We start from the raw sequence: 18,640 nt of genomic DNA on the forward strand, positions 1-18,640 counted from the left end.
CTCAGAAACCTGGCCGCTCGGGACCTACGCCGGGGTAGGTCAGGTAGCGCCAAAAGCCCACGGCGTTCGACCTCAACTTGGTCAGCTTGCCCACGCCGAAGACGTCCCGGATCGGCCGCCGCATCAGCGTCTCGGCCAGGGCGTCGCGGAGATCCCACCGCAGCTGACGGAAGAAGGCGCGGGGGCCGAACAGGTATTTGGCGTAAATCGCCCCCTCCCCTTCGTTGTAGTAGTCGATGACCCGGCGCAGTTCACCGACGCTGCGGCGGCCGTGATGGTGGCGGATCACCATGTCCGGGACGTATTCGACGCCGAAGCCGGCCAGATGGATGCGGTACAGGTAGTCCGTGTCCTCCGCCGCCCGGAATGGCGCGCCGACGCCGAAACGCTCGTCGAACGCCCCGACGGCTTCAAGCAGGGCCTTGGGCGCGCTCATGTTGCAGCCCAGGATGAAGCCGCCCAGATTCTGGGTCTTCTGCTCCGGATCGTAGCGCCGTGGACGCGGGTCGGCGATCACGGTGAAAGGCAGGTCTCTGGCGTCGCCCAGATCCACCCGCCCGCCCCGCATCACCGGCGCCGCATCCGCCGCATGATAATGCAGGGCCTTGCGCACATAGTCCGGCGTCAGACGGCAATCGTCGTCCGTGAAAACCAGGATGCGGCCCGAGGCGCAGCGGACGCCCGCATTCCGCGCCGCCGCGAGACCCGGCCGCTCTTCTCGCTCGACACGAAAGGCCACGGCCGCTTGCGACAGATAGTCGGCAGCCCATCGCGCCGTGTCATCGGTCGAGCCATTGTCGATGACGACGATTTCGCACCGGGCGTCATCCGCAGCGCCGACGGCCTGAATGATCGATGCAAGGCAGGGCTGAAGCGCTTCGAGGCGATTGCGCGTGCAGACGATGATGGAGCAATCCGTCATCTGAACCCCGAGGCTGACAGGCGTCGGGGACGCGGTAAGGGATGCACCCGCCTGATTGGCGAGGGGAGAAGAATCTCCCTAGGCAGGGAGACGACTTCATAAGGTCTCGCCCCTGCCGCCTGTCGCACCTTGAACAGATACGAACCCCAAACAGGCCGCAAGGCGGCGTTACGTTCGATTGATCCGCACACGCCAGAGGAAACCTCGGTGACCGCCTCCTCCCTGCCGACATCGACGCCGTGCGCCGAACCTAGACCGGCCGAACCCCGTTGGTCCGCCCGCCGGACGCTGGCGTTCGTGGTCGCGTCTTCGATCGTGCTCTGGGCCGGGATCATCACGGTCATCTGGATGCTCTTCTGACCTACCAGCTGGGCTTGGCGATCCGACGCCGGGGCCGGTCATTCTCGACAAGAACCTGAGGCGGCGGCGGAGCGGCGACAACCGGCGCCTCCTCCACGACGACCGTCGGCAGCGGGGCTGGAATGATCGGCGGCGCAGGGATCGACGCCGCTTCCTGGGGCGGCGGCAGGGTCGACTTGGCCGGGGTCACGTCCAGCACCTCGACCGGGGCCGGAACCGCCGCAGCCAGCACGACCTCGGCCCGCCCGCCCGGCGTCGGCGCGGGCTCGAAGCCGGCGTATCGCGACGTGAAGGCCGCCGGCAGGCCGTTGCCGCCCTTCCACCGATAGAAGGTATGGGCGCCGATATTGGCCACCTTGGTCAGCGACGGGCTCCAGTAAGGGGCTACCCACAGGGTGTGATAGTGGGTCGCCGTGCCGACGCCCGGATAAACGTAGCCATTCAATGCGGCCTGGGCGACCGAACGCGCCCGCGCCCAGCCGGCGATGCTGGGCCGACGCGCCATGGCCCCGTCGCAGGTGAAGGTGAATTGGCATCCCGTCGCCCTCTGCGATCCCGAAAAGACGACCCCGCAGACGCTGTTGGCGAAGGCCGGATGGCGCACCCGGTTCAAAACCACCTGGGCGACGGCCTGCTGACCCGCGGCGCTCTCGGACGCCGCCTCGTAATAGACGGCGGCCGTCAGGCAATAGAGGGCGCGCTCGTTGCTGACCCCCGCCATCACCGGCAGAAAGAAGGGGCGCGCCGTCGCCAGCGCGCCCGAAACCACCGGAACGGAGGCGTTGTAGCGGTAGGCGTCATTGGCGCTGATCTTCTGGAACGCCATCGGCACGGGATTGTCGGGCGTGGTGGCGGCGACGTCGACCAGGGGCCGCTCGTAGTCCAGACCGGCGATGGGGTGAAACACCCGCAGATGGCGCTCATTCCAGGCCTGAAGCACGCTCTGGCCGATGAAGACGGTCGCCGCCAGCAGGGCAAGCACCGCAGCCGTCGCCAGACCGCGCCGCCACACTTCTCCGCCATAGGCGGCCAAAGCCCTTGCGTGCTCCTCCACCCTTCTCCCTCCCGACGCCCTGTCAGACCGCCAAGGTCACGCCAAGCGACGCCGTCTCAACCACTACAATCGCCCGAAGGACAGTCCGAGTTCCCTCCCCTTGCGCTCGGCGCGCATGAGCATCCGGGTCCGGCTCTCAAGCCGAAGGGCGCTGAGCACGCCGGTCGCATAGGCGCCGGTGTCGATGCAGATCCGCCGATGATCGACGTGAACCTCGTGAACCGGGGTGTGACCGTGGACCACCACCTTGGGCAGAGCCGTCTCATCGGCCAGAAAAGCGTCGCGGATCCACAGGGCATCCGCTTCGGTCTGCTGCTCCAGCGGAACGCCAGGCCTGACCCCGGCATGGACGAAGTGAAAGTCCCCCAGCGTCACCGAGATGTGCAGGCAGCGCAGAAACTCGAGATGGTCCCTGGGCATGTGCTCCAGCAGGGCGGTGGAGGCGCGCTGCCACTGATCCGACTTCGCACCCAGGGGCGGTGGCTCCACCCCATAGGAGATCAGCGTCTCCTTGCCGCCCAGCGCCGCCCAGTCGGGACCGATCGCGGAATCCTCGAGAAATCTCAGCAGCAGTTCCTCGTGATTGCCCTTGAGGCAGACGACCTCGCCTCCCTCAGCCTCCAGCTCAGCTTCCAGGTCGAGAACGTGCTGGATCACCTCGCGCGACTGAAGCCCACGGTCGACATAGTCGCCGACCAGCAGCAAAATCCGCCGCCTGCAGGCGCTCTGGCCCAGGTCTGTGACGATCGCCCGCGTCAGACAGGCCAGCAAATCCGCCTGACCGTGCACGTCGCCTATCGCCCATATCAGGGTGTCCGAAGGCACGCCGCGCTGCGACAGGTCATCCGCAATTCTGGGGCGTGCGCTGAAGAACATCGCTCAGAAGAACCGTTCTCCGATCCGGATCGTGTCGCCAGGGGCCACCATGGTGCCTGTGGTCAGGCGATAGACCTCTTCGTCTCCGCCGCCGGCGCGACGGATGAAAACCCGCTTGGTGTCGGCGCGATAGGTGAAGCCCCCGGCCGTCGCGACCGCGTTCAACACTGTCAGTCCCGTGCTGTAAGGATAGGTGCCGGGCGCCCCGACCTCCCCCAGGACGAAGAAGGGCCGATAGGTCAGAACCTCGGCGCTGACCTTGGGATCCAGCAGATAGCCCTGCTTCAAACCCTCCTCGACCGAGCGCTGAAACTCGGCCACCGTCAGACCCGCCGCCCGGATGTCGCCGATCAGGGGAAGGGATATCATCCCGGCGCCGCTGACCTGAAACTCGCCGGTCAGCGCCTGCTCGCCGAAGACATTGACGCGGACCTTGTCACCCGCCCCCAGACGATAGTCCTCGACCACGCGATCGCTTGACCCGGAAGCCCCGGAGGTCTCGCCCGCGCTCAAGGGCGCCGCGGTCGCGCACCCCGACAGACCGAGGACCGGCAAGGTCAGCAACACCAGACGACGAGAGATCATGTCGGCCTTCCCAGTCTGCACAGCTTCGCTTCTAACGACGCAGCAGGTTTCGCGTTCAAAATTTCGGACGAGTCAGCTTACGGAATCTTGACGACCGCAGCCGCAACGTCGCGATCACCCATCTGTGCAGGGCTCGAAGGAATGTCGCGACCCAGTTTCCGGCTCGCGCCGTCGTCGGCGTTCATCGCCCTATGCGTGGCGGCGGCCCCCGCCTGCGCCCAGCCTCGTTCAGCCATGCCCCTGGGCGCCGAAGCGGCCCCGCCTGCGGGGGTGATCGACTACTGCCGCCGTGATCCAGAGGCCTGCCGCACACCCGGCTCGACGGTCGCGGATGTCGAGGTCCTGATCCAGGCGGCGGCGCGAGTCTACTGGCGACAGTTGTTTGACCGCTCGCATCAGGCATCGCCGCCGGGCGCCACCTCACTGGTGTCAGGATCCGCTCGCCAGCCAGCCGAGGTCGAGCCTCGTCGCCCTACGACGACAACCAGTGGCGCGCTTGTCGAGCGGCGCAGCCCCCAGTGGAGCGCGGTGACGGCGGTCAACGCCGAGGTCAACGCCGCCCTTCGCGCCGAGGACGATCTGCGCGCCTATCGACAGGCCGACTACTGGACGATCCCGCGTGCGACCGGCCGCGCCAGGCCCGTTGGCGACTGCGAGGACTTCGCTCTGACCAAGCGCGAACGCCTGATCGCGCAGGGCGTCCCCGCCGAGGCCCTGTCCATCGCCCTGGTCACGACGCGGACGGGGCTGAGCCACGCCGTTCTCCTTGTCGCCACGGATCAGGGGGAATACGTTCTCGACAATCTCACCCCCTGGGTGGTGCATTGGACGGAGGCCAGACTGACATGGCGCGAACGCCAGGCGCCGGGCCAGATGCTGACATGGGTGCACGTCGCCACCGAGTGAGCCGGCGCATGGCCGTCTGGCTGCCCGGATCGATCAGTCTGTTCGCACTGGCTCTGGCGCTCTTGGGCCTGATGGGGTCGATCGGCCCCCTCCCCCTCGACCGCCAGGAGGCCGCAGCCGTCGAAGGGTTGCAAGCGCCCGTCCCCGCGTCCGAAGACCTTCGGCGGGCGACCAGACTGACCGACGACTACATCGCCCAGCGCCCAAGCGACGCCTCGGCCTGGCTGCGCCTGGCCTACATCGATCGGGCCCGTCAGTCGCCCCTGTCCGAGCGTGCACAGGCCCATGTGTTGCGCTCTTACGAGCTGGAGCCGCTCGGCCCCGAACTGACACGGTGGCGGCTGAGCTTCCTCTTTGAAAACTGGGACGCCCTGTCTCCGGCCCTGCAAGGCAAGGCGATGAATGAACTGGCCGCCGTCTTCCCGCGCCACGGCTGGGCGCTCAGGGATCTGCCGTCGACCATCCGAAATCCGCGCGGACGAATGATCGCCTTCATCGCCTTCTCGCGGCTCAGGACAGAGACGGATCTGACCGGCGCGACGCGTCAGCGATCATAGACATAGGTCCGCAGATAGGCGGGCAGATAGTCCAGGATGACGCCCAGGACGACCAAGGCGACGAAGAAGACCGCCACGGCGATCATGGCCCGTGACAAGGCCCGGCGAATTCCCTCGCGACGCAGGTCGCTGTCCGACTCTGGAACATATTTTGGCCTCAAGCGTACCGGTTGCCGAACGGACGATTGTTTGGTCGTCGGTCGCCGTTCGCTCACGCCTTCTAGCCTGGAGTCATCGATACTGCTTTCCGTTGCCGGGTCACAACTACCGATCCACCGCTTCCTGAATTCTTGAAGCTTCATGAATGATAAAGCCCATGATACGGAACGAATACGCCTAGATCAGAACAATCATTATATCAAATAAATGAGTATAAACGACCTTTTTTGAGTAGGTAAAAGACGTCAGACACCATCGATCGGACAGTTTCATGCGAAATTTTCCTTTGCACCGCCGAGATCGAGAATGACGATGAAACATACCTGCTTGTTCGCCATCGTCGCCTTTTGCTTGGCGACCCCCGCCGCGACCTCGACACCCGCGCAACAGGCCCCGGCGCCATCCGATCAACCCTCTCCCGAAGTGGAAGCCCTGACCGCTCGGATCAGGGCGGCCATGGCGGCTGCGATCGAAAACAACCGGGGTCGCGACAGCAGCGAGATCGAACTGGCCGTGTCCCAGGCGGTCGAAGACGTCATCAGCGCCAGCGGCGCCGATCCCATGGTGGTGCAGGCCGCCCTGCGGCTGGCCATGGCGCGGGAACACTGCCTGCTGCGCGACGATCAGACCTGGAGCCATGTCGGCTGCGAGGGCCTGAACCGCGTCTCGATGGCGGTGGGCGCCGGACTGCAAGGCCCCGGCGCGACGGGCGGCAATGGCGGCATCGCCGGCCCGGGCGTCCCTCCGCCGACCAGCGGCGGCGGCGGATCAGACTACCGACGCGGCAACTGACACCTGCACAGGCATGAACATGGGGGACCGCATGAAACTTCGACTGCTCACCGTGCTGGCGACGGGCGGCGCTCTGGCTTTGCCGTCGGTGAGCGCCCAGGCCCAGACCGACTATTTCGCACGCGACCGCAACGTCTCGGTGAAGGATCGGCCCCACCCGGAGTATGAGGCTCTCGGCGTGCGCTGGGGCTCCTTCCGCGCCTATCCCCGCATCCAGGCCGACGTCGGCTACGACAGCAATATCTTCGCCACGGACACCGACGAACAGTCAGACACCCTCATCAGACTCGCCCCGGGCGTCGAGGTCGAGTCCGACTGGTCTCGTCATTCGCTGACCGCCTTCGCCAAAGGCCAATCGACCTGGTCAGCCAGCTACGGCAGCGAGAATTATCAAACCTGGTCGGTAGGGACCGCCGGGCGCCTCGATCTGCGCCGTCGCACCAATCTGGGCGGCGGCATGGACTATGCTCGCGAAGTCGAGCCCCGCACCTCGTCCAACTCGCCTCAGTCGATCGCCGAGCCCATTCGCTACAACCGGGCGCAGGCCTATGTGACTGGAAGCCACTCCTTCAATCGCCTGCGGTTTTCCGGACGCGGCGACGTCCGCTCCTACGACTATCACGACGGGGTCACGCTTGCCGGGGTTCCGGTGCCGCAGTCTGATCGCGACCAGACCACCTATGAGATCACTGGCCGGGCTGACTACGCCGTCAGTCCCGCGACGGCGGTATTCGCGCGGGTGTCATTCAACGACCGGTCCTATGACGCCGCCGGGACGGCCCTGACGCCCAAGCGGGATTCCAGCGGGGTCAACGCCATCGTCGGCGTCGATTTCGAGCTCACCAATCTCATTCGGGGCGAAGCGGGCGTCGGCTATCTGGATCAGTCATTCGACGATCCGCTCTATGGTTCAACCAGCGGCCTGAGCACCCGGGTTCGCCTGGAATACTTCCCTACCCAGCTTCTGACCCTGGGTCTGAACGCAGACCGGTCTGTCGGCGATTCCGGCGTGCCCGGGTCCGGCGGCTATCTGTCGTCCACGGTCCAGCTGACGGCGGATTACGAGCTTCGTCGCAACGTCATCGTCGAAGCGCGGGCCGGCTTCGCCCAGGAAGATTTCGACGCCATCGACCGCCAGAACGACCGTTGGTTCGGCGGCGTGCGCGCCACCTATCTGCTCAACCGGCGGCTGGGCGTCACCGCCGCCTACGATTTCGAGAACCGCCGCTCCTCCGGGTTCGACCGAACCAACGACTTCAACACCCACCGCTTCGTGCTCTCGCTTGTCGCCCAATACTAACGGGCAGCCCAGGAACAGACTGTACGGCCCCTCATGTCCACGACGATTGAAGCTCCGGCCGCCTTCTCCAAGCCTCCCTCCGAGACCTTCGGATTGAGGAACCTGCTGGCCGTCTTCCGTCGGCGCCTGCGCCTCTTCGCCGCCATCGTGCTCATTGTCTTCCTGGCGGCCCTGGTCATCACCGCCCGCACCACCCCGCGCTACACGGCGCAGGCCCAGGTCATGCTGAACACCCGGCAGGAGCAGGTGGTCGACACCAAGGCGGTGCTGTCCAACCTGCCCGCCGAATCCGGCGTCATCGATTCCGAGGTCGAGGTGCTTCAGTCGCGCGACCTGGCGCGACAGGTCGTCGAGAAACTCCAGCTCGAACGCGATCCCGAATTCAACTGGGCCCTGCGGCCCGACAGCGGCTTCAGCGCCCTGCTGTCCCGCCTGCAGGGCCGCTCGACCGCCCCGCCGTCGCCGCCCCGAACGCCCGCCGAAATCCGCGAAGGCCGCGAACGCGCGGCTTCGGCGCTGCAGGGCGGCCTGGCGGTGCGCCGCGCGGGCCTGACCTACATCATCGTCATCGCCTATACGTCGCTGAACCCGGAAAAGGCGGCCCAGATCGCCAACGCCTATGCCGAGACCTACGTCCAGAACCAGATCGGAGCCAAGTACGCCGCCAACAACCAGGCCAACAGCTTCCTCGACACGCGATTGAACCAACTTCGCGGCGAGGTCCTGGCGGCGGAGGCGGCGGTTGAGCAGTACCGCACCGCCAACAACCTGCTGACCTCATCCGGCGCGACCCTGACCGAGCAGGAAATCTCCAGCTACAACCAACAGCTGGCCACCACCCAGGCGGAACAGGCGGCCGAGGAAGCCCGCCTGCGCGCCGCGCGCAGCCAGCTGGCGCGCGGGTCCAGCGGCGACGACGTCGGCGAGGCGCTGCAATCCAACGTGGTCGGTCAACTTCGCGCCCAGCGCGCCGTCGTCACCGCCCGCGTCGCGGACCTTCAGGCCCGCTATGGCCCGCGCCACCCAGAGATGCTTCGCGCCCAGCAGGAACTGGCCGCCATCGACGGCCAGATCCAGGCCGAAATCCAGCGTGTCATCTCCAATCTGGAGGCCCGGGTCCAGGTCGCGCGCGACCGCACCAACTCGGTCCAGAGCAGCATCGGCCGTGCGCGCGGCGCCCTGGCCGGCAACAACGCCGCCTCGGTTCGCCTGAATGAACTGGAACGCAACGCCGAAGCCGTGCGGACCCTCTACAAGGGGCTGCTGGACCGCTACCAGGAAACCACCTCGCGCGCGGGCATCGAAACCGCCGACAGCCGCATCATCGCCGCCGCCAAGGCGCCCGGCTCGCCCAGTTCGCCCAACATCCCGGTCAATCTCGTCTTCGGCCTGATCTTCGCGATCGGCGCGGGGCTGGCCGCCGTGGTGCTGACCGAGATGCTCGACGACGGCCTGCTGACGGCCGACGACGTGGAGGCCCGTCTGGGTCTGCCGACGCTGGGTTCCGTGCCCCTGCTGATGTCGATCGCCGAGCGCAAGGATCGGCACATGCCGCCGACCGACTATCTGCTGAGCCGCCCGCTGTCCGGTTTCGCCGAGGCGTTTCGCGGCCTGCGGACCTCCATCCTCTACGCCCGCCTCGGACAGGCGGTGAAGGTCGTGGCGGTGGCCTCCGCCCTGCCCGGCGAGGGCAAGACGACCACCTCGGTCTGCCTGGCGATTTCGGCGGCCCAGGCCGGATCGCGCGTCCTGGTCGTGGACTGCGACATCCGTCGCCGCAACGTCAGCCGCCTGCTGGGCGTCAGCGCCGACAAGGGCCTGCTCGACGTGCTCGAAGGGTCGGCCACGCTCAAGGAGACCATGCTGCTGGACGAAGCTTCGGGCGCCTGGATCCTGCCCTTGGCCAAGCGCGAGTTCACCCCGCACGAGGTGTTCAACACCCCGGCCATGGACAACCTGCTCAAGCAGTTGCGCCAGCAGTTCGATCTGGTGATCCTCGACACCGCTCCCCTGCTCGCCATCGCCGAGACTCGCGTCCTGGCCAGCCAGTCGGACGCCGTCGTCTTCCTGATGCGCTGGCGCAAGACCCCCGCCAAGGCGGCCGAGGCGGCGCTCCAGGCGCTTCGGTCATCGGACGCCACTATCGCCGGCGTCGTCCTGACCCAGGTCGATGTCAACGAACAGGCCCGCTACGGCTATGGAGACCCGGGCTATTACTACTCCAGCTACAAGAACTATTACGCCGCTTGAGGCGGGTCACAGGGGCGCGGCGGGCAGCGCCAGGTCCAGCCGCTCAGCCTGGATCGAGTACGCCCTTCTCGCCCCTGCCGTCTTGACGGTCTTTGTCGCGCATGGCCTCGGTGGAGCCACCAGCGCCCAGGCCGGTCTGATCCTGATCGCCGCGATGTCGGCGGCGGGCGTGACCGTCTGGCGCGGGACGCTCGGCCGGTCGCTGGACTACCGCCCGCTCTATGCGGCGGCGGTCTGTTTCGTCGCGCTTCTGGCCTTCGTCGTCTGGACAGCCTGGGCGCCGTCCTCGCGTCTGCTGCAAGGGCCTCTGGCCGCCCTCGTCGGATCATCGCGCGTCGCCATCGCCCCGGACCAGACCCAGTTGGAGTTGATCAAGCTGGTCGGGCTCGCCGCCGCCGTCATCTGCGGTTTCCAGATCGGGAGCGAGGCGCTGCAGGCGCGCCGAGCGGTCAATCTGATCCTCGCTTTGGGTCTCGTCTGGACACTGGCGGCCCTGGGCGGGTTTCTGATCAACGGCCAGGCTCGCCTCAGCGGCCTGTTCGTCAGTCCGAACACGGCTGGATGTCTTCTGCTCTGTCTTTTCCTTCTGGCGCTGGGGCGAGCCGCCCGACCACTGACCCAACGGCGCGGTCGCCCGTTGGACAGGGCTATCCGCGCCGCGCCCTACGCCGCCTACGCCGCCCTGCTCGCCCTCTGCCTGAGTCTGACGGCTTCGCGCTCGGCCTTGGCCCTTGCGGTCGCGCTTGGCCCCTTGCTGGTCGGCGCCCGGTTCTGGCGAGCCCGTCCGGAGAAGCGGGCCTGGATCGCGGGTGCAGGCGTCGTCGGCGGCGTCGGTCTGGCGTTGCTGGCCTTCGCCACGGATCGCACCGTCCTGAGCCGGCTGGCGGACACGAGCCTCGATGCGGCCGACCGCTGGGCCATATGGAGCGCCTATGGATCGGCCTTCCTGCAATCGCCCCTGTACGGATTCGGCCTCGGCTCGGCGCCGATCCTGGCCAAGATGTCCGTAACGCCGGACACCTATGACGCCCTGTGGAACATCCGCGCCGTCCACAATGTCTATCTGCAATGGCTGGTCGAGGGCGGGCTCATCGGCGCCGTCCTGATGTTCGCCACGCTCGCCTGCCTTCTGGCCGTCGCGGTGAAGGGCGCGACGCGCGGCGCCTTCCAGAGCCTCGCCCCCTTCTTCGCCGTCGACCTGGTCTTTCTGCTGCAAGGGCTGGTGGACTATCCGCTCCAGATTCCATCCGTGGCCATGATGTGGGCGCTGCTGCTCGGCCTTCAGACAGGTATCGCCGTGCGTCCTGATCAGAAGCGCGGGCCGAAGGCGGCCACATGACCAGCGTCGCCGTCGTCATCGCCGCCCATGACGCCGCCCGGACCATCGGGGGCGCGGTGCGTTCCGCCCTCGCCGAGCCCGAGGTCGCGGAAGTCTGGGTCGTGGACGACGCCTCCCAAGATGCGACAGCGGCGGAGGCGCGCCGCCATGACGACGGTTCCGGACGGCTCCGAATGCTGGCCCTGTCGGTCAATCACGGCCCCGCCGCCGCCCGCAATCAGGCCCTGTCGTTGACGACAGCGGATTGGGTCTGCGTGCTTGACGCGGACGATCATTTCCTGCCCGGTCGGATCGGTCGGATGCTGCGCGCCGGCGGCGAGGCCGAGTTGATCGCCGACCGGCCCCTGCGCGACGACGCGGCCTGGGTCAGGCAGGATCAGGCCGCGCCCGAGCAGGTCAGTTTCGAGCAATTCGTTCGCGCCAACATCACCCGGCCGGGCCGCTCCCGTGAGGAGATGGGCTTCATCAAGCCCCTGATGAAACGGGATTTCCTCGCAGCTCACGCCCTTGCCTATGACGAAGGGATGCGGCTGGGCGAGGACTACGACCTCTACGCCCGCGCCCTGGCCCTGGGGGCGCGCCTGCACCTGCTGCCGCCCATGGGCTATTGCGCCGTGACGCGCGTGGACTCCCTCAGCGCCCGCCACGACGTAGCTGATCTGGAGGCGCTCCGGGACTGTGACCTGCGGCTGGCCGGTCTTCGCTGCTTCACACCGCCCGAACGCCGCGCGATCCGCGCCCACCATCAGAGCATCGACGCCCGCGTCCAGTGGCGACGGCTGATCGAAGCGGTGAAGGCCCGCGATCCGGGGCGCGGCCTCAGCGCCTTCACCTCGCCCCGCGTCAGCCTGTCCCTGATCGCGCGACTGGCGGAACAGGCCTGGCTAAGAAGCGCCCGGCGGGTCGGATGGTCTGGCTCAGAAATCCCAACGACCAGCCCAGATGCATAATCATGGCGGCGAAACCCGACGCCAGCCCGCAGACCGAGTGCGACTTCATCCCGGCCCAGGCTCCCGCCGCAAGGCAGACGCCCGCCCAGACCGCCGCTGGAAGCCCCCCCAGCGCGGCGACGCTGCTCAATGGCGTCAGAGGCGCCGAAAGGGCGGCGAGCGCGACAGCAGGCGCGACGGCCAGCGGCGCCGCCTGTCGCAACTTGAGCGGGGTCCGATGCCGACGCACCGTCCGGGCCCGTCCCTGGCCGTAGTGAACATACTGACGGAACAGCGCGCCGGGCGTGGCCCGCGGATAATAGCCGACGGCCAGGTCCGCCTGCATCCATATGCGGCCGCCTGCCTGAACCAGTCGAAGATCCAGCTCGGCGTCCTCATTGTGGCTGAAGCCTTCGTCATAGCCGCCGACGGCGACGAAATCCTCGATCCGCATCAGAGCATGGTGACCGTGGTCGATCCAGCCGCTGGCGCCGCCGACACGGTGGACCGCCCCGCCTGTGCCGATCCTCGAGTTCTGCGCCACGGCGGCGGCGACCTGGAAACAGCCCTTGCCCCGCGAGGCCAGGGGGACCACCACCGATGCGGCGTCGGTAGCCTCGGCGGCCTGAAGCAGGCGGGCCACATAGTCGGCCGGATAGTCGGCATGGGCGTCGATCCGCACCAGAAACCGCCGTCCCTCGCCGAAACGCCGAACGGCGGCGTTGACGCCCGAGCCTTGAATTTTCAACAAGTTGTCGATCAGTCTCAATCTGCTCTCGTAAAGCGCGATCTCGGCCACGATCCTCTGGCTGCCGTCGGCGCTGCCGCCGTCCGCCACCACGACCAGCGCTTTCTCGGCGCCCGGATCGGCCAGCAACCGCCTAAGTAGATGGGGTAAATGAGCCGCCTCGTTCAGGCAGGGCACGACGATCAGCGGTCCCAAGGTCTGCCGGCTCATTCGCCCCGTCCCGTCACCAGATCGACCAGGGCCCGACTGTCCTCAGCGTCGGCGATCAGGTCGCCGCGCGGCACGGCCGCCGATCGCTGGACCAAATCACCATAGCCCGCCGCCGTCAGCCCCTCGAAGAACCGAAGCAGGTCAGCCTCCACGTCGTGCAACAGCACGCCGCAGCCGCGCTGCGCCAGCCAGCGCCCGGTCTCGACGTCGGCCTGGGCGATGATAGGGCGGTCGCGTGCTCCGCCCTCATAGAGCCGGTTCGGCAGGAGCCAGCGCGAATTGAGCCCCTCCTCAAAGAAGTCTAACCCCCAGGCGAAATGGACCCCGTCGTAATGAGCGGGCAGATTCCCGGCCTCGTAGGACCCCATGAAGCTGACGCCCGGCATGGTGGCCGTCAGGGCCTCGATGTCCTTGAACACCGCCGGCGACGGGCGGCCCCGGACCTCCACCTCCACCCGTCCAGGCAAGGTCTCGGCCAGCCGGGCGAGCATGGCCAGACTGCGGCGGCAGCGGATCATGCCGAACCAGCCGATGCGCCACGGCGGCCCCGGCGGGATCTCACCTTCAGGCTTGGGGTCGCCGCGCGGGGCATAGACCTTGTTCTCCACCACCCTCACCGACGCCGAGCCGCGCCGATGGGCGAAGTAGTCGGACGCAAAGGCGGGCGAACTGACGATGATCTGATCCACACTCCGCAGCAGCCGGTTCTCCAGCCCGCGCAGCAGCCGAGAGCGCCACCCTCGCCCCAGCAAAGACCGATGGACATCGAGGCATTCGTAGGTCAGCGGCATCCCGCGTCCCGCGCGCGCCACCTGCGCCAGCAGCAGCATTTCCAGATTGCGCGCCATCACCGCATCGGCGCGCCGCGCCAGCTTCATCAGCCGCCATGGCCGCGCCGCCTGGGCCACTACCGCGAGCATCCGCTGGCGCAGGGCGCCGTCGAAGGTCTGGGCCAGAGGAACAGCCTCGACGCCTTCGACCTCGCATGGCGCGGCTCCCCGGTGAAACCCCGCCAGAACCAGGGCCGCGCCGCCGTCACGCAACATCCTGACGCGGCGCGCCACGGCGGCGTCATTCAGGTCATGAACCAGATAGAGGATGGTCGGATCGGTCGTCATGCCGGAGACCGTTGCGGCCGAAGGCGGCGGGCCAGACCCTCGGCCAAGGCCCGGCCGAAACGGGCCCTTTGTTCCCGCGACTGCGCCAGAGGCCCCATCGCCCAAACATCCCCGGCTTTCAGCCGCTCGACGAGGACGACGAAATGTCGGTCCTCCTCCATCCGCGCGATCCGCCCATCCATTTCGCGGCGCGCATCGCCGTCGAGTTTGGCCGCCAACCGTCGCGCGGCGGCGATCATGGCCTCCAACTGAGCGGCGGAAACCCGATGAGAAACAGAGCCGGACCGTCGCCGATAGCGATAGCCCGCGAACGGCTGAAAGACATAGACGGCGCCTGCCGCCAGGGCCCGCGACACGAAGTCGAAGTCTTCGCCTATAGTCAGGCTTTGGTCGTACAGCAGGTCTTTCCCTCTCAGCCAGTCCAGTCGGAAAATCGGCTTCAGATAGCCCAGGCCCTCGTCACGGCCCGTCGCTTCGCCGCACGCGAGGAAGGTCGCCAGGTCGAGCCGTCGCGTCTGCGCCCATAACGGCCCCGCCAGCCAGACGTGATCAACCCTGCCGTCGTCATGGAAAGCCATCAGATTGTCGGCGGCGATCTGCGCGCCCGCGGTTTCGGCCCCGTCCAGCAGCCGTTGCAGGCGATCCGGCAGGATCAGGTCGTCCGCATCCACCATCGCCGCCCAGGCGCCCTTCGCCGCGGACAGGCCGATGTTGCGCGCCGCCGCCGGTCCCCGCCCCGCGCCGCGCAAGAGGCGGACACGATCATCCTCGCGAGCATGGCCTTCGACGATCACGGGCGTGGAGTCGGACGAGCCGTCATCGATGACCAGGATCTCGAGGTCAGCCATCGACTGCTCCCGGACAGACCGGAGCGCTTCGTCGATGAAGGGCGCGGCGTTCCTGGCCGGCATGATCACGCTGACGCGAACCGGCGAGACTGACGAAGGCTGCATCCGACCTCCACTTCCAGACCCCAGCCCAAGCAATTCCTGAGCCGCCGGCGAGGACTTTACCGAGGTTCAGCCTATCACGTCGTGCGAATTCTCTCTGTGTCATGCAACCCGCCCGGGCGCGGCCGCGCTTTACTGGCGCTTCTGCCCGCAAAATCGGGCCGTGGCTGGGTGGCGAGGATCGCGATGCGGGCTGGGACCTTGATCGAAGCGAGAAGGGAGCGATGGCCCGCGCGGGCGCGCTTGGCCCCTCCGGTCGATCTGTTGGCCGGCGCGGCTTCCGCCCTTCTGCTGACCGCGACCTGGCTGGGCGGCTTCGGGCCCATCGCGCCGCTGATGATCATGGTCTGCGCAGCGGCCCTGGTCGTGCTGAAGCCACGCGAGAGCATGGCGGGCGTGTTTCAGTGCTGGCCACTGCTGCTCGTCGCCGCCCTGGCCGTCTTGTCCGCCCTGTGGTCGACCGCTCCCTCGGTCAGCCTTCGCTATGGATCACAGCTCGGGATCACCATCCTGGCCGCCGTCCTGATGGTCAGCGTCCAGAGACCGGACGGCTTCATGCGCGCCGTCTTCCTCAGCAGCACCGTCATCCTGACCCTCTGCCTGCTCTCGGGCCGCCAGGGACCATCATTGGCGGGGCCTGTCCTGATCGGCGTCCTGGGCTCCAAGAACGAGATGGGCGGGCTGACCCACCTGCTGCTGTGCAGCGGTCTGGCCCTGGCGGTGGACGGATCGCAGCCGCGATGGCTGCGCCTTTCGACCCTGCCGGTCGGCGCCACGGCCCTGTTCGTCCTGCTGACCGGCTTTTCCGCCGGCGCCGTTCTCGCGACCCTGATGTTCGCGGGAGTCTTCGTCATTCTGACGTTGGCCGCGCGGACCCCGCCGGCGATCCGCGTCCTGCTGGTTCTGTGTCTGCTGGCCTTCGCCGTGCCCCTGTGGATGCTCCGGGCGGATCTGGTCGCGATGTGGGAGGACTTCGTCGTCAACGTCCTGCACAAAGATGTGGGCCTGACGGGGCGAGACTACCTTTGGGCCTATGCCGACCGGTTGATCGCCGACCGACCGCTTCTAGGGCACGGTTTCCGCTCCACCTGGCTCGGCAGCGGGGCCGAGACCATCGGCCTGCTGCGTTGGGCCGGACTGACCAGCGGCGCGGGCTTCAGCTTCCACGACAACTATCGCGAATGGCTGGTCGATTTCGGCTATGCGGGCGGCGGACTGATCGCCGTCGTCATGTTCACGGGCCTGGCGCGGACCGTGCTGCGCGCCATGTCGCCCGTCAGCACGCCCGGCTGGCTCTTCCTCGCCTCGATCGGCGTCGTTTTCGCCGCGCGCGCCAAGGTCGAGAACCTGTTCGGCCCGTTCAACTCCTCGACGGTGATCATCGTGGCGGCGGTCGCCTACGGCCTGATCCATCTTCGGAGACAGACTCCCTCGCCTCGGCCCGGATATGGCTAGGATGCCGCCGCGCACCATGCTGCTGTTCTACGACGGCTATGAGCTCAGGGCCGCGCCGGGACTGGTGGGACAGACCTGTTCCCATGTGCGGCGCGGCGCGCGCTTCGCCTGGAGAAGCTTGAGGCGCAAGCAGACCCACACTGGTTTCTACACCGCCTTCCTCGGCCTCAAGAAATCCCTAGAAGCTGTCGGCTGGCGCGTCCGCGTCAATGACTTCGCCGCCGCCCGCCGGAATCCAAAACAACCCATCGGCGTCGCAGGCTACCCCTCGGTCCTGGCCAAGGTGGATTTGCCCAACCCCGTCATCTTCGGTCCCGGCGACTACGGCCTGTGCGAGGAGGCCGCGCGCGTGGCGGGCCTGTCGCGCTTCAAGTTGCTGATCCAGCCGTCGCAATGGGCGATCGACTTCAATCAACATTGGGTCGGCCAGAAATCCGCCCTCTGGTTCGCCGGCATCGACACTGCGGCCTGGCCCGATCTGTCGTCCCGGCCCAAGACCACGGATGTGGTGATCTATGACAAGATCCGCTGGTTCCGTGATGAGCGCGTGCCGGCCGTTCTTGAGCGATGTCAGGCCCATCTGAAGGCGCGCGGCCTGAACTGGGAGGTTGTGCGGTACGGCGCGCACCATATCGCTGATTTCCGGTCCGCCCTGGCCCGTAGCCGGGCCATGATCTTCCTGTGCGAGCACGAAACCCAGGGCATCGCCTATCAGGAAGCCCTGGCGTCCGGCCTGCCGGTCTTCGCGTGGGACGAGGGCGAACTGGTCGACCCCATCCTGGCCGCCCGCGCACCGCCCGGCCTGGCGGTCAGCACCGCGCCCTATTTCGACGACCGTTGCGGCGCCCTATTCAAACTCCAGGACATGGAGGCGGGTTTCGACGCCTTCTGGGCCCGACGCGAGACGTTCCAGCCGCGCGCCTATGTCGAGGAAACCCTGGGGCTGGAGGCGTCAGGACGCCTTTATCTGTCGCTCTATGAACAGGTATGCGCAAGCGCCGTCTAGTACAGCTGTCCTTCGCGCACGCCCGCCAGACGCGCCACCACGCCGACATGAAGCGCCCCGCGCGTGAGCGCCCGTCGCCACCCCGCCGGACTGGCGAGACGGAGCAGCGCCATCGCGGCGCAGGCGCAGGCCTTGGCCAGGGCGAACCCGGCCTGCATCACTCGTCGGCTTCCCGGCGTCAGATGCCGCCGCGCGTGCGTCTGACCGGAACGGAAGGCGCGGCTCAGCAGCCACGACAGGCGAAGCCTTTCCTGCCCCACCGTCTCCCGGACCACGGCCCCGGGCGCCGCCGCGAACCGCGCCCCGTCGGCGTGCAGGCGAGTGAAGAAGTCCGTGTCTTCGCCGCCGGACCGTCCCAGGTCCGGGTCGAAGCGTCGCTCGCCGATTACAGCGCGCTTCACCAAAGCGTTCGACGTAAAGCCGGTATCGACGCCCCACCGCGTCTGCACCGGGCGGATGGAGTGGAGGTCAGCGGACACGCTCCAGGGCGGCGCATCGTCCGGATAGAGAGCGTGAACAGAGCCGAACACGGCGTCACAGTCGTTTTCTTCGAGGGCCTCGATCAGACGTTCCAGCCAGTCGGGATCCGCCACCTCGTCGTCATCGATCCAGGCGACATAGTCGGCCGTGGCGACGTCGATGCAGGCGTTGCGCGCCACCGAGATGTTGCGAGCCGGCGCATGGAGATAGAGGAAACCGCCCCAGGCCTGGAGCGCCTGCTCGACCAAGGCCCGCGCGCTGGGCTCATGATCATTGTCCGCAACGATGATCCGAAAGCGATCAGCCGGCAGCGTCTGCGCCTTTAATGAAGCCAGGGTCGCCGCCAAGCTCGGTCGTCGGAACGTACAGACGCAGACGTCGACAAGAAAAGGCGCCCCCATCGATCAGCGCCAGTACCGGTTGTTACGCCGCCGCGACCGACGCTTGAGCCGCGACGATATGGAAGGCCATGCAAAGCAGGCGAGCAGAAGCAGGACGGTGGGCAAGGCTATGACGTAAGCCAAGGCGTTCCCCTCGTTCCTGCGCCTCCGCAAGCGGCGGCATGAAGGCCTGCTTCCCGAGCAACGCCTAACTGCCCGCAAGGGTTCGCGCCTTGCCTGAAGGAAATGGGCAGGATCGATGCC

At 67.3% G+C, this 18,640-nt stretch carries 18 protein-coding genes; 10 read left to right on the top strand and 8 right to left on the bottom strand.

Annotated features, from left to right (window positions below):
• Nucleotide 1 precedes the first annotated feature (1 nt).
• Nucleotides 2–922, bottom strand: coding sequence for a glycosyltransferase family 2 protein (locus tag B3K53_RS05780; protein WP_292083167.1), 921 nt, complete (start codon nt 920–922; stop codon nt 2–4).
• Nucleotides 923–1,129: 207 nt separating this feature from the next.
• On the opposite strand from B3K53_RS05780, the gene B3K53_RS05785 reads away from it, so the two are divergent.
• Nucleotides 1,130–1,282: a hypothetical protein gene (locus B3K53_RS05785; protein WP_292083168.1), complete on the top strand. Its 153-nt coding sequence runs from the start codon at nt 1,130–1,132 to the stop codon at nt 1,280–1,282.
• A gap of 1 nt (nt 1,283) precedes the next feature.
• Here B3K53_RS05785 and B3K53_RS05790 read toward each other — a convergent pair whose 3' ends face one another.
• The 3 genes from B3K53_RS05790 to B3K53_RS05800 form a co-directional block, all read right to left on the bottom strand.
• Nucleotides 1,284–2,336 (bottom strand): cell wall hydrolase, encoded by a 1,053-nt coding sequence (locus tag B3K53_RS05790; protein WP_292083169.1) that lies wholly within the window; start codon nt 2,334–2,336, stop codon nt 1,284–1,286.
• Between the two features lie 63 nt (nt 2,337–2,399).
• Nucleotides 2,400–3,212 carry a metallophosphoesterase gene (locus B3K53_RS05795; RefSeq protein ID WP_292083170.1) on the bottom strand — a complete coding sequence of 271 codons (813 nt, stop codon included), beginning with the start codon at nt 3,210–3,212 and terminating at the stop codon, nt 2,400–2,402.
• A gap of 3 nt (nt 3,213–3,215) precedes the next feature.
• Entirely contained in the window at nt 3,216–3,797 is a 582-nt protein-coding gene (locus tag B3K53_RS05800) for a polysaccharide biosynthesis/export family protein (RefSeq protein WP_292083171.1), read from the bottom strand.
• Between the two features lie 141 nt (nt 3,798–3,938).
• Between B3K53_RS05800 and B3K53_RS05805 the strand changes: the two genes are divergently transcribed.
• The 7 genes from B3K53_RS05805 (at nt 3,939) to B3K53_RS05835 (ending at nt 12,050) form a co-directional block, all read left to right on the top strand.
• Nucleotides 3,939–4,703 carry a transglutaminase-like cysteine peptidase gene (locus B3K53_RS05805; RefSeq protein WP_292083172.1) on the top strand — a complete coding sequence of 255 codons (765 nt, stop codon included), beginning with the start codon at nt 3,939–3,941 and terminating at the stop codon, nt 4,701–4,703.
• A gap of 8 nt (nt 4,704–4,711) precedes the next feature.
• Complete coding sequence (locus B3K53_RS05810; protein WP_292083173.1) at nt 4,712–5,260, top strand: hypothetical protein; 549 nt, start codon at nt 4,712–4,714, stop codon at nt 5,258–5,260.
• A gap of 615 nt (nt 5,261–5,875) precedes the next feature.
• Nucleotides 5,876–6,211, top strand: coding sequence for a hypothetical protein (locus B3K53_RS05815; protein ID WP_292083174.1), 336 nt, complete (start codon nt 5,876–5,878; stop codon nt 6,209–6,211).
• Nucleotides 6,212–6,242: 31 nt separating this feature from the next.
• Entirely contained in the window at nt 6,243–7,511 is a 1,269-nt protein-coding gene (locus B3K53_RS05820) for an outer membrane beta-barrel protein (RefSeq protein WP_292083175.1), read from the top strand.
• 33 nt (nt 7,512–7,544) lie between these two features.
• Complete coding sequence (locus tag B3K53_RS05825; protein ID WP_292083176.1) at nt 7,545–9,761, top strand: GumC family protein; 2,217 nt, start codon at nt 7,545–7,547, stop codon at nt 9,759–9,761.
• A gap of 82 nt (nt 9,762–9,843) precedes the next feature.
• A complete protein-coding gene (locus tag B3K53_RS05830) occupies nt 9,844–11,100 on the top strand; it encodes an O-antigen ligase family protein (protein ID WP_292083177.1) in 1,257 nt (418 codons plus the stop codon).
• Nucleotides 11,097–12,050, top strand: coding sequence for a glycosyltransferase family 2 protein (locus B3K53_RS05835; protein WP_292083178.1), 954 nt, complete (start codon nt 11,097–11,099; stop codon nt 12,048–12,050). Before B3K53_RS05830 ends, B3K53_RS05835 begins: the two co-directional genes overlap by 4 nt.
• On the opposite strand, the gene B3K53_RS05840 is transcribed toward B3K53_RS05835, so the two are convergent.
• The 3 genes from B3K53_RS05840 to B3K53_RS05850 are packed head-to-tail and all read right to left on the bottom strand — an operon-like array spanning nt 11,944 to nt 15,058.
• Nucleotides 11,944–12,987 (bottom strand): glycosyltransferase family 2 protein, encoded by a 1,044-nt coding sequence (locus tag B3K53_RS05840; RefSeq protein WP_292083179.1) that lies wholly within the window; start codon nt 12,985–12,987, stop codon nt 11,944–11,946. The genes B3K53_RS05835 and B3K53_RS05840 overlap by 107 nt on opposite strands.
• Nucleotides 12,984–14,105, bottom strand: a complete 1,122-nt coding sequence (locus tag B3K53_RS05845; RefSeq protein WP_292083180.1) for a glycosyltransferase — start codon at nt 14,103–14,105, stop codon at nt 12,984–12,986. Before B3K53_RS05845 ends, B3K53_RS05840 begins: the two co-directional genes overlap by 4 nt.
• The gene (locus tag B3K53_RS05850; protein ID WP_292083181.1) at nt 14,102–15,058 is read right to left on the bottom strand and encodes a glycosyltransferase family 2 protein; all 957 of its coding nucleotides are present in this window, start codon (nt 15,056–15,058) and stop codon (nt 14,102–14,104) included. Before B3K53_RS05850 ends, B3K53_RS05845 begins: the two co-directional genes overlap by 4 nt.
• Before the next feature lie 240 nt (nt 15,059–15,298).
• On the opposite strand from B3K53_RS05850, the gene B3K53_RS05855 reads away from it, so the two are divergent.
• Both B3K53_RS05855 and B3K53_RS05860 read left to right on the top strand, forming a co-directional pair.
• Nucleotides 15,299–16,510, top strand: coding sequence for an O-antigen ligase family protein (locus tag B3K53_RS05855; protein ID WP_292083182.1), 1,212 nt, complete (start codon nt 15,299–15,301; stop codon nt 16,508–16,510).
• Nucleotide 16,511: 1 nt separating this feature from the next.
• Entirely contained in the window at nt 16,512–17,516 is a 1,005-nt protein-coding gene (locus tag B3K53_RS05860) for a glycosyltransferase (protein WP_292083183.1), read from the top strand.
• Here B3K53_RS05860 and B3K53_RS05865 read toward each other — a convergent pair.
• Nucleotides 17,513–18,397 carry a glycosyltransferase family 2 protein gene (locus B3K53_RS05865; protein ID WP_292083184.1) on the bottom strand — a complete coding sequence of 295 codons (885 nt, stop codon included), beginning with the start codon at nt 18,395–18,397 and terminating at the stop codon, nt 17,513–17,515. The two genes, B3K53_RS05860 and B3K53_RS05865, sit on opposite strands and share 4 nt — an antisense overlap.
• Nucleotides 18,398–18,640: the final 243 nt, after the last annotated feature.

It is taken from the genome of Brevundimonas sp. UBA7506 (assembly GCF_002479495.1).
GTDB lineage: Bacteria > Pseudomonadota > Alphaproteobacteria > Caulobacterales > Caulobacteraceae > Brevundimonas.

Bases quoted from the DNA above. Each gene is read 5' to 3' on its own strand.
- B3K53_RS05840 (WP_292083179.1), bottom strand. From the start codon at position 12,987: ATGAGCCGGCAGACCTTGGGACCGCTGATCGTCGTGCCCTGCCTGAAC.
- B3K53_RS05825 (WP_292083176.1), top strand. From the start codon at position 7,545: ATGTCCACGACGATTGAAGCTCCGGCCGCCTTCTCCAAGCCTCCCTCC.
- B3K53_RS05860 (WP_292083183.1), top strand. From the start codon at position 16,512: ATGCCGCCGCGCACCATGCTGCTGTTCTACGACGGCTATGAGCTCAGG.
- B3K53_RS05835 (WP_292083178.1), top strand. From the start codon at position 11,097: ATGACCAGCGTCGCCGTCGTCATCGCCGCCCATGACGCCGCCCGGACC.
- B3K53_RS05805 (WP_292083172.1), top strand. From the start codon at position 3,939: ATGTCGCGACCCAGTTTCCGGCTCGCGCCGTCGTCGGCGTTCATCGCC.
- B3K53_RS05800 (WP_292083171.1), bottom strand. From the start codon at position 3,797: ATGATCTCTCGTCGTCTGGTGTTGCTGACCTTGCCGGTCCTCGGTCTG.
- B3K53_RS05780 (WP_292083167.1), bottom strand. From the start codon at position 922: ATGACGGATTGCTCCATCATCGTCTGCACGCGCAATCGCCTCGAAGCG.
- B3K53_RS05810 (WP_292083173.1), top strand. From the start codon at position 4,712: ATGGCCGTCTGGCTGCCCGGATCGATCAGTCTGTTCGCACTGGCTCTG.
- B3K53_RS05815 (WP_292083174.1), top strand. From the start codon at position 5,876: ATGGCGGCTGCGATCGAAAACAACCGGGGTCGCGACAGCAGCGAGATC.
- B3K53_RS05850 (WP_292083181.1), bottom strand. From the start codon at position 15,058: ATGCAGCCTTCGTCAGTCTCGCCGGTTCGCGTCAGCGTGATCATGCCG.
- B3K53_RS05845 (WP_292083180.1), bottom strand. From the start codon at position 14,105: ATGACGACCGATCCGACCATCCTCTATCTGGTTCATGACCTGAATGAC.
- B3K53_RS05795 (WP_292083170.1), bottom strand. From the start codon at position 3,212: ATGTTCTTCAGCGCACGCCCCAGAATTGCGGATGACCTGTCGCAGCGC.
- B3K53_RS05865 (WP_292083184.1), bottom strand. From the start codon at position 18,397: ATGGGGGCGCCTTTTCTTGTCGACGTCTGCGTCTGTACGTTCCGACGA.
- B3K53_RS05820 (WP_292083175.1), top strand. From the start codon at position 6,243: ATGAAACTTCGACTGCTCACCGTGCTGGCGACGGGCGGCGCTCTGGCT.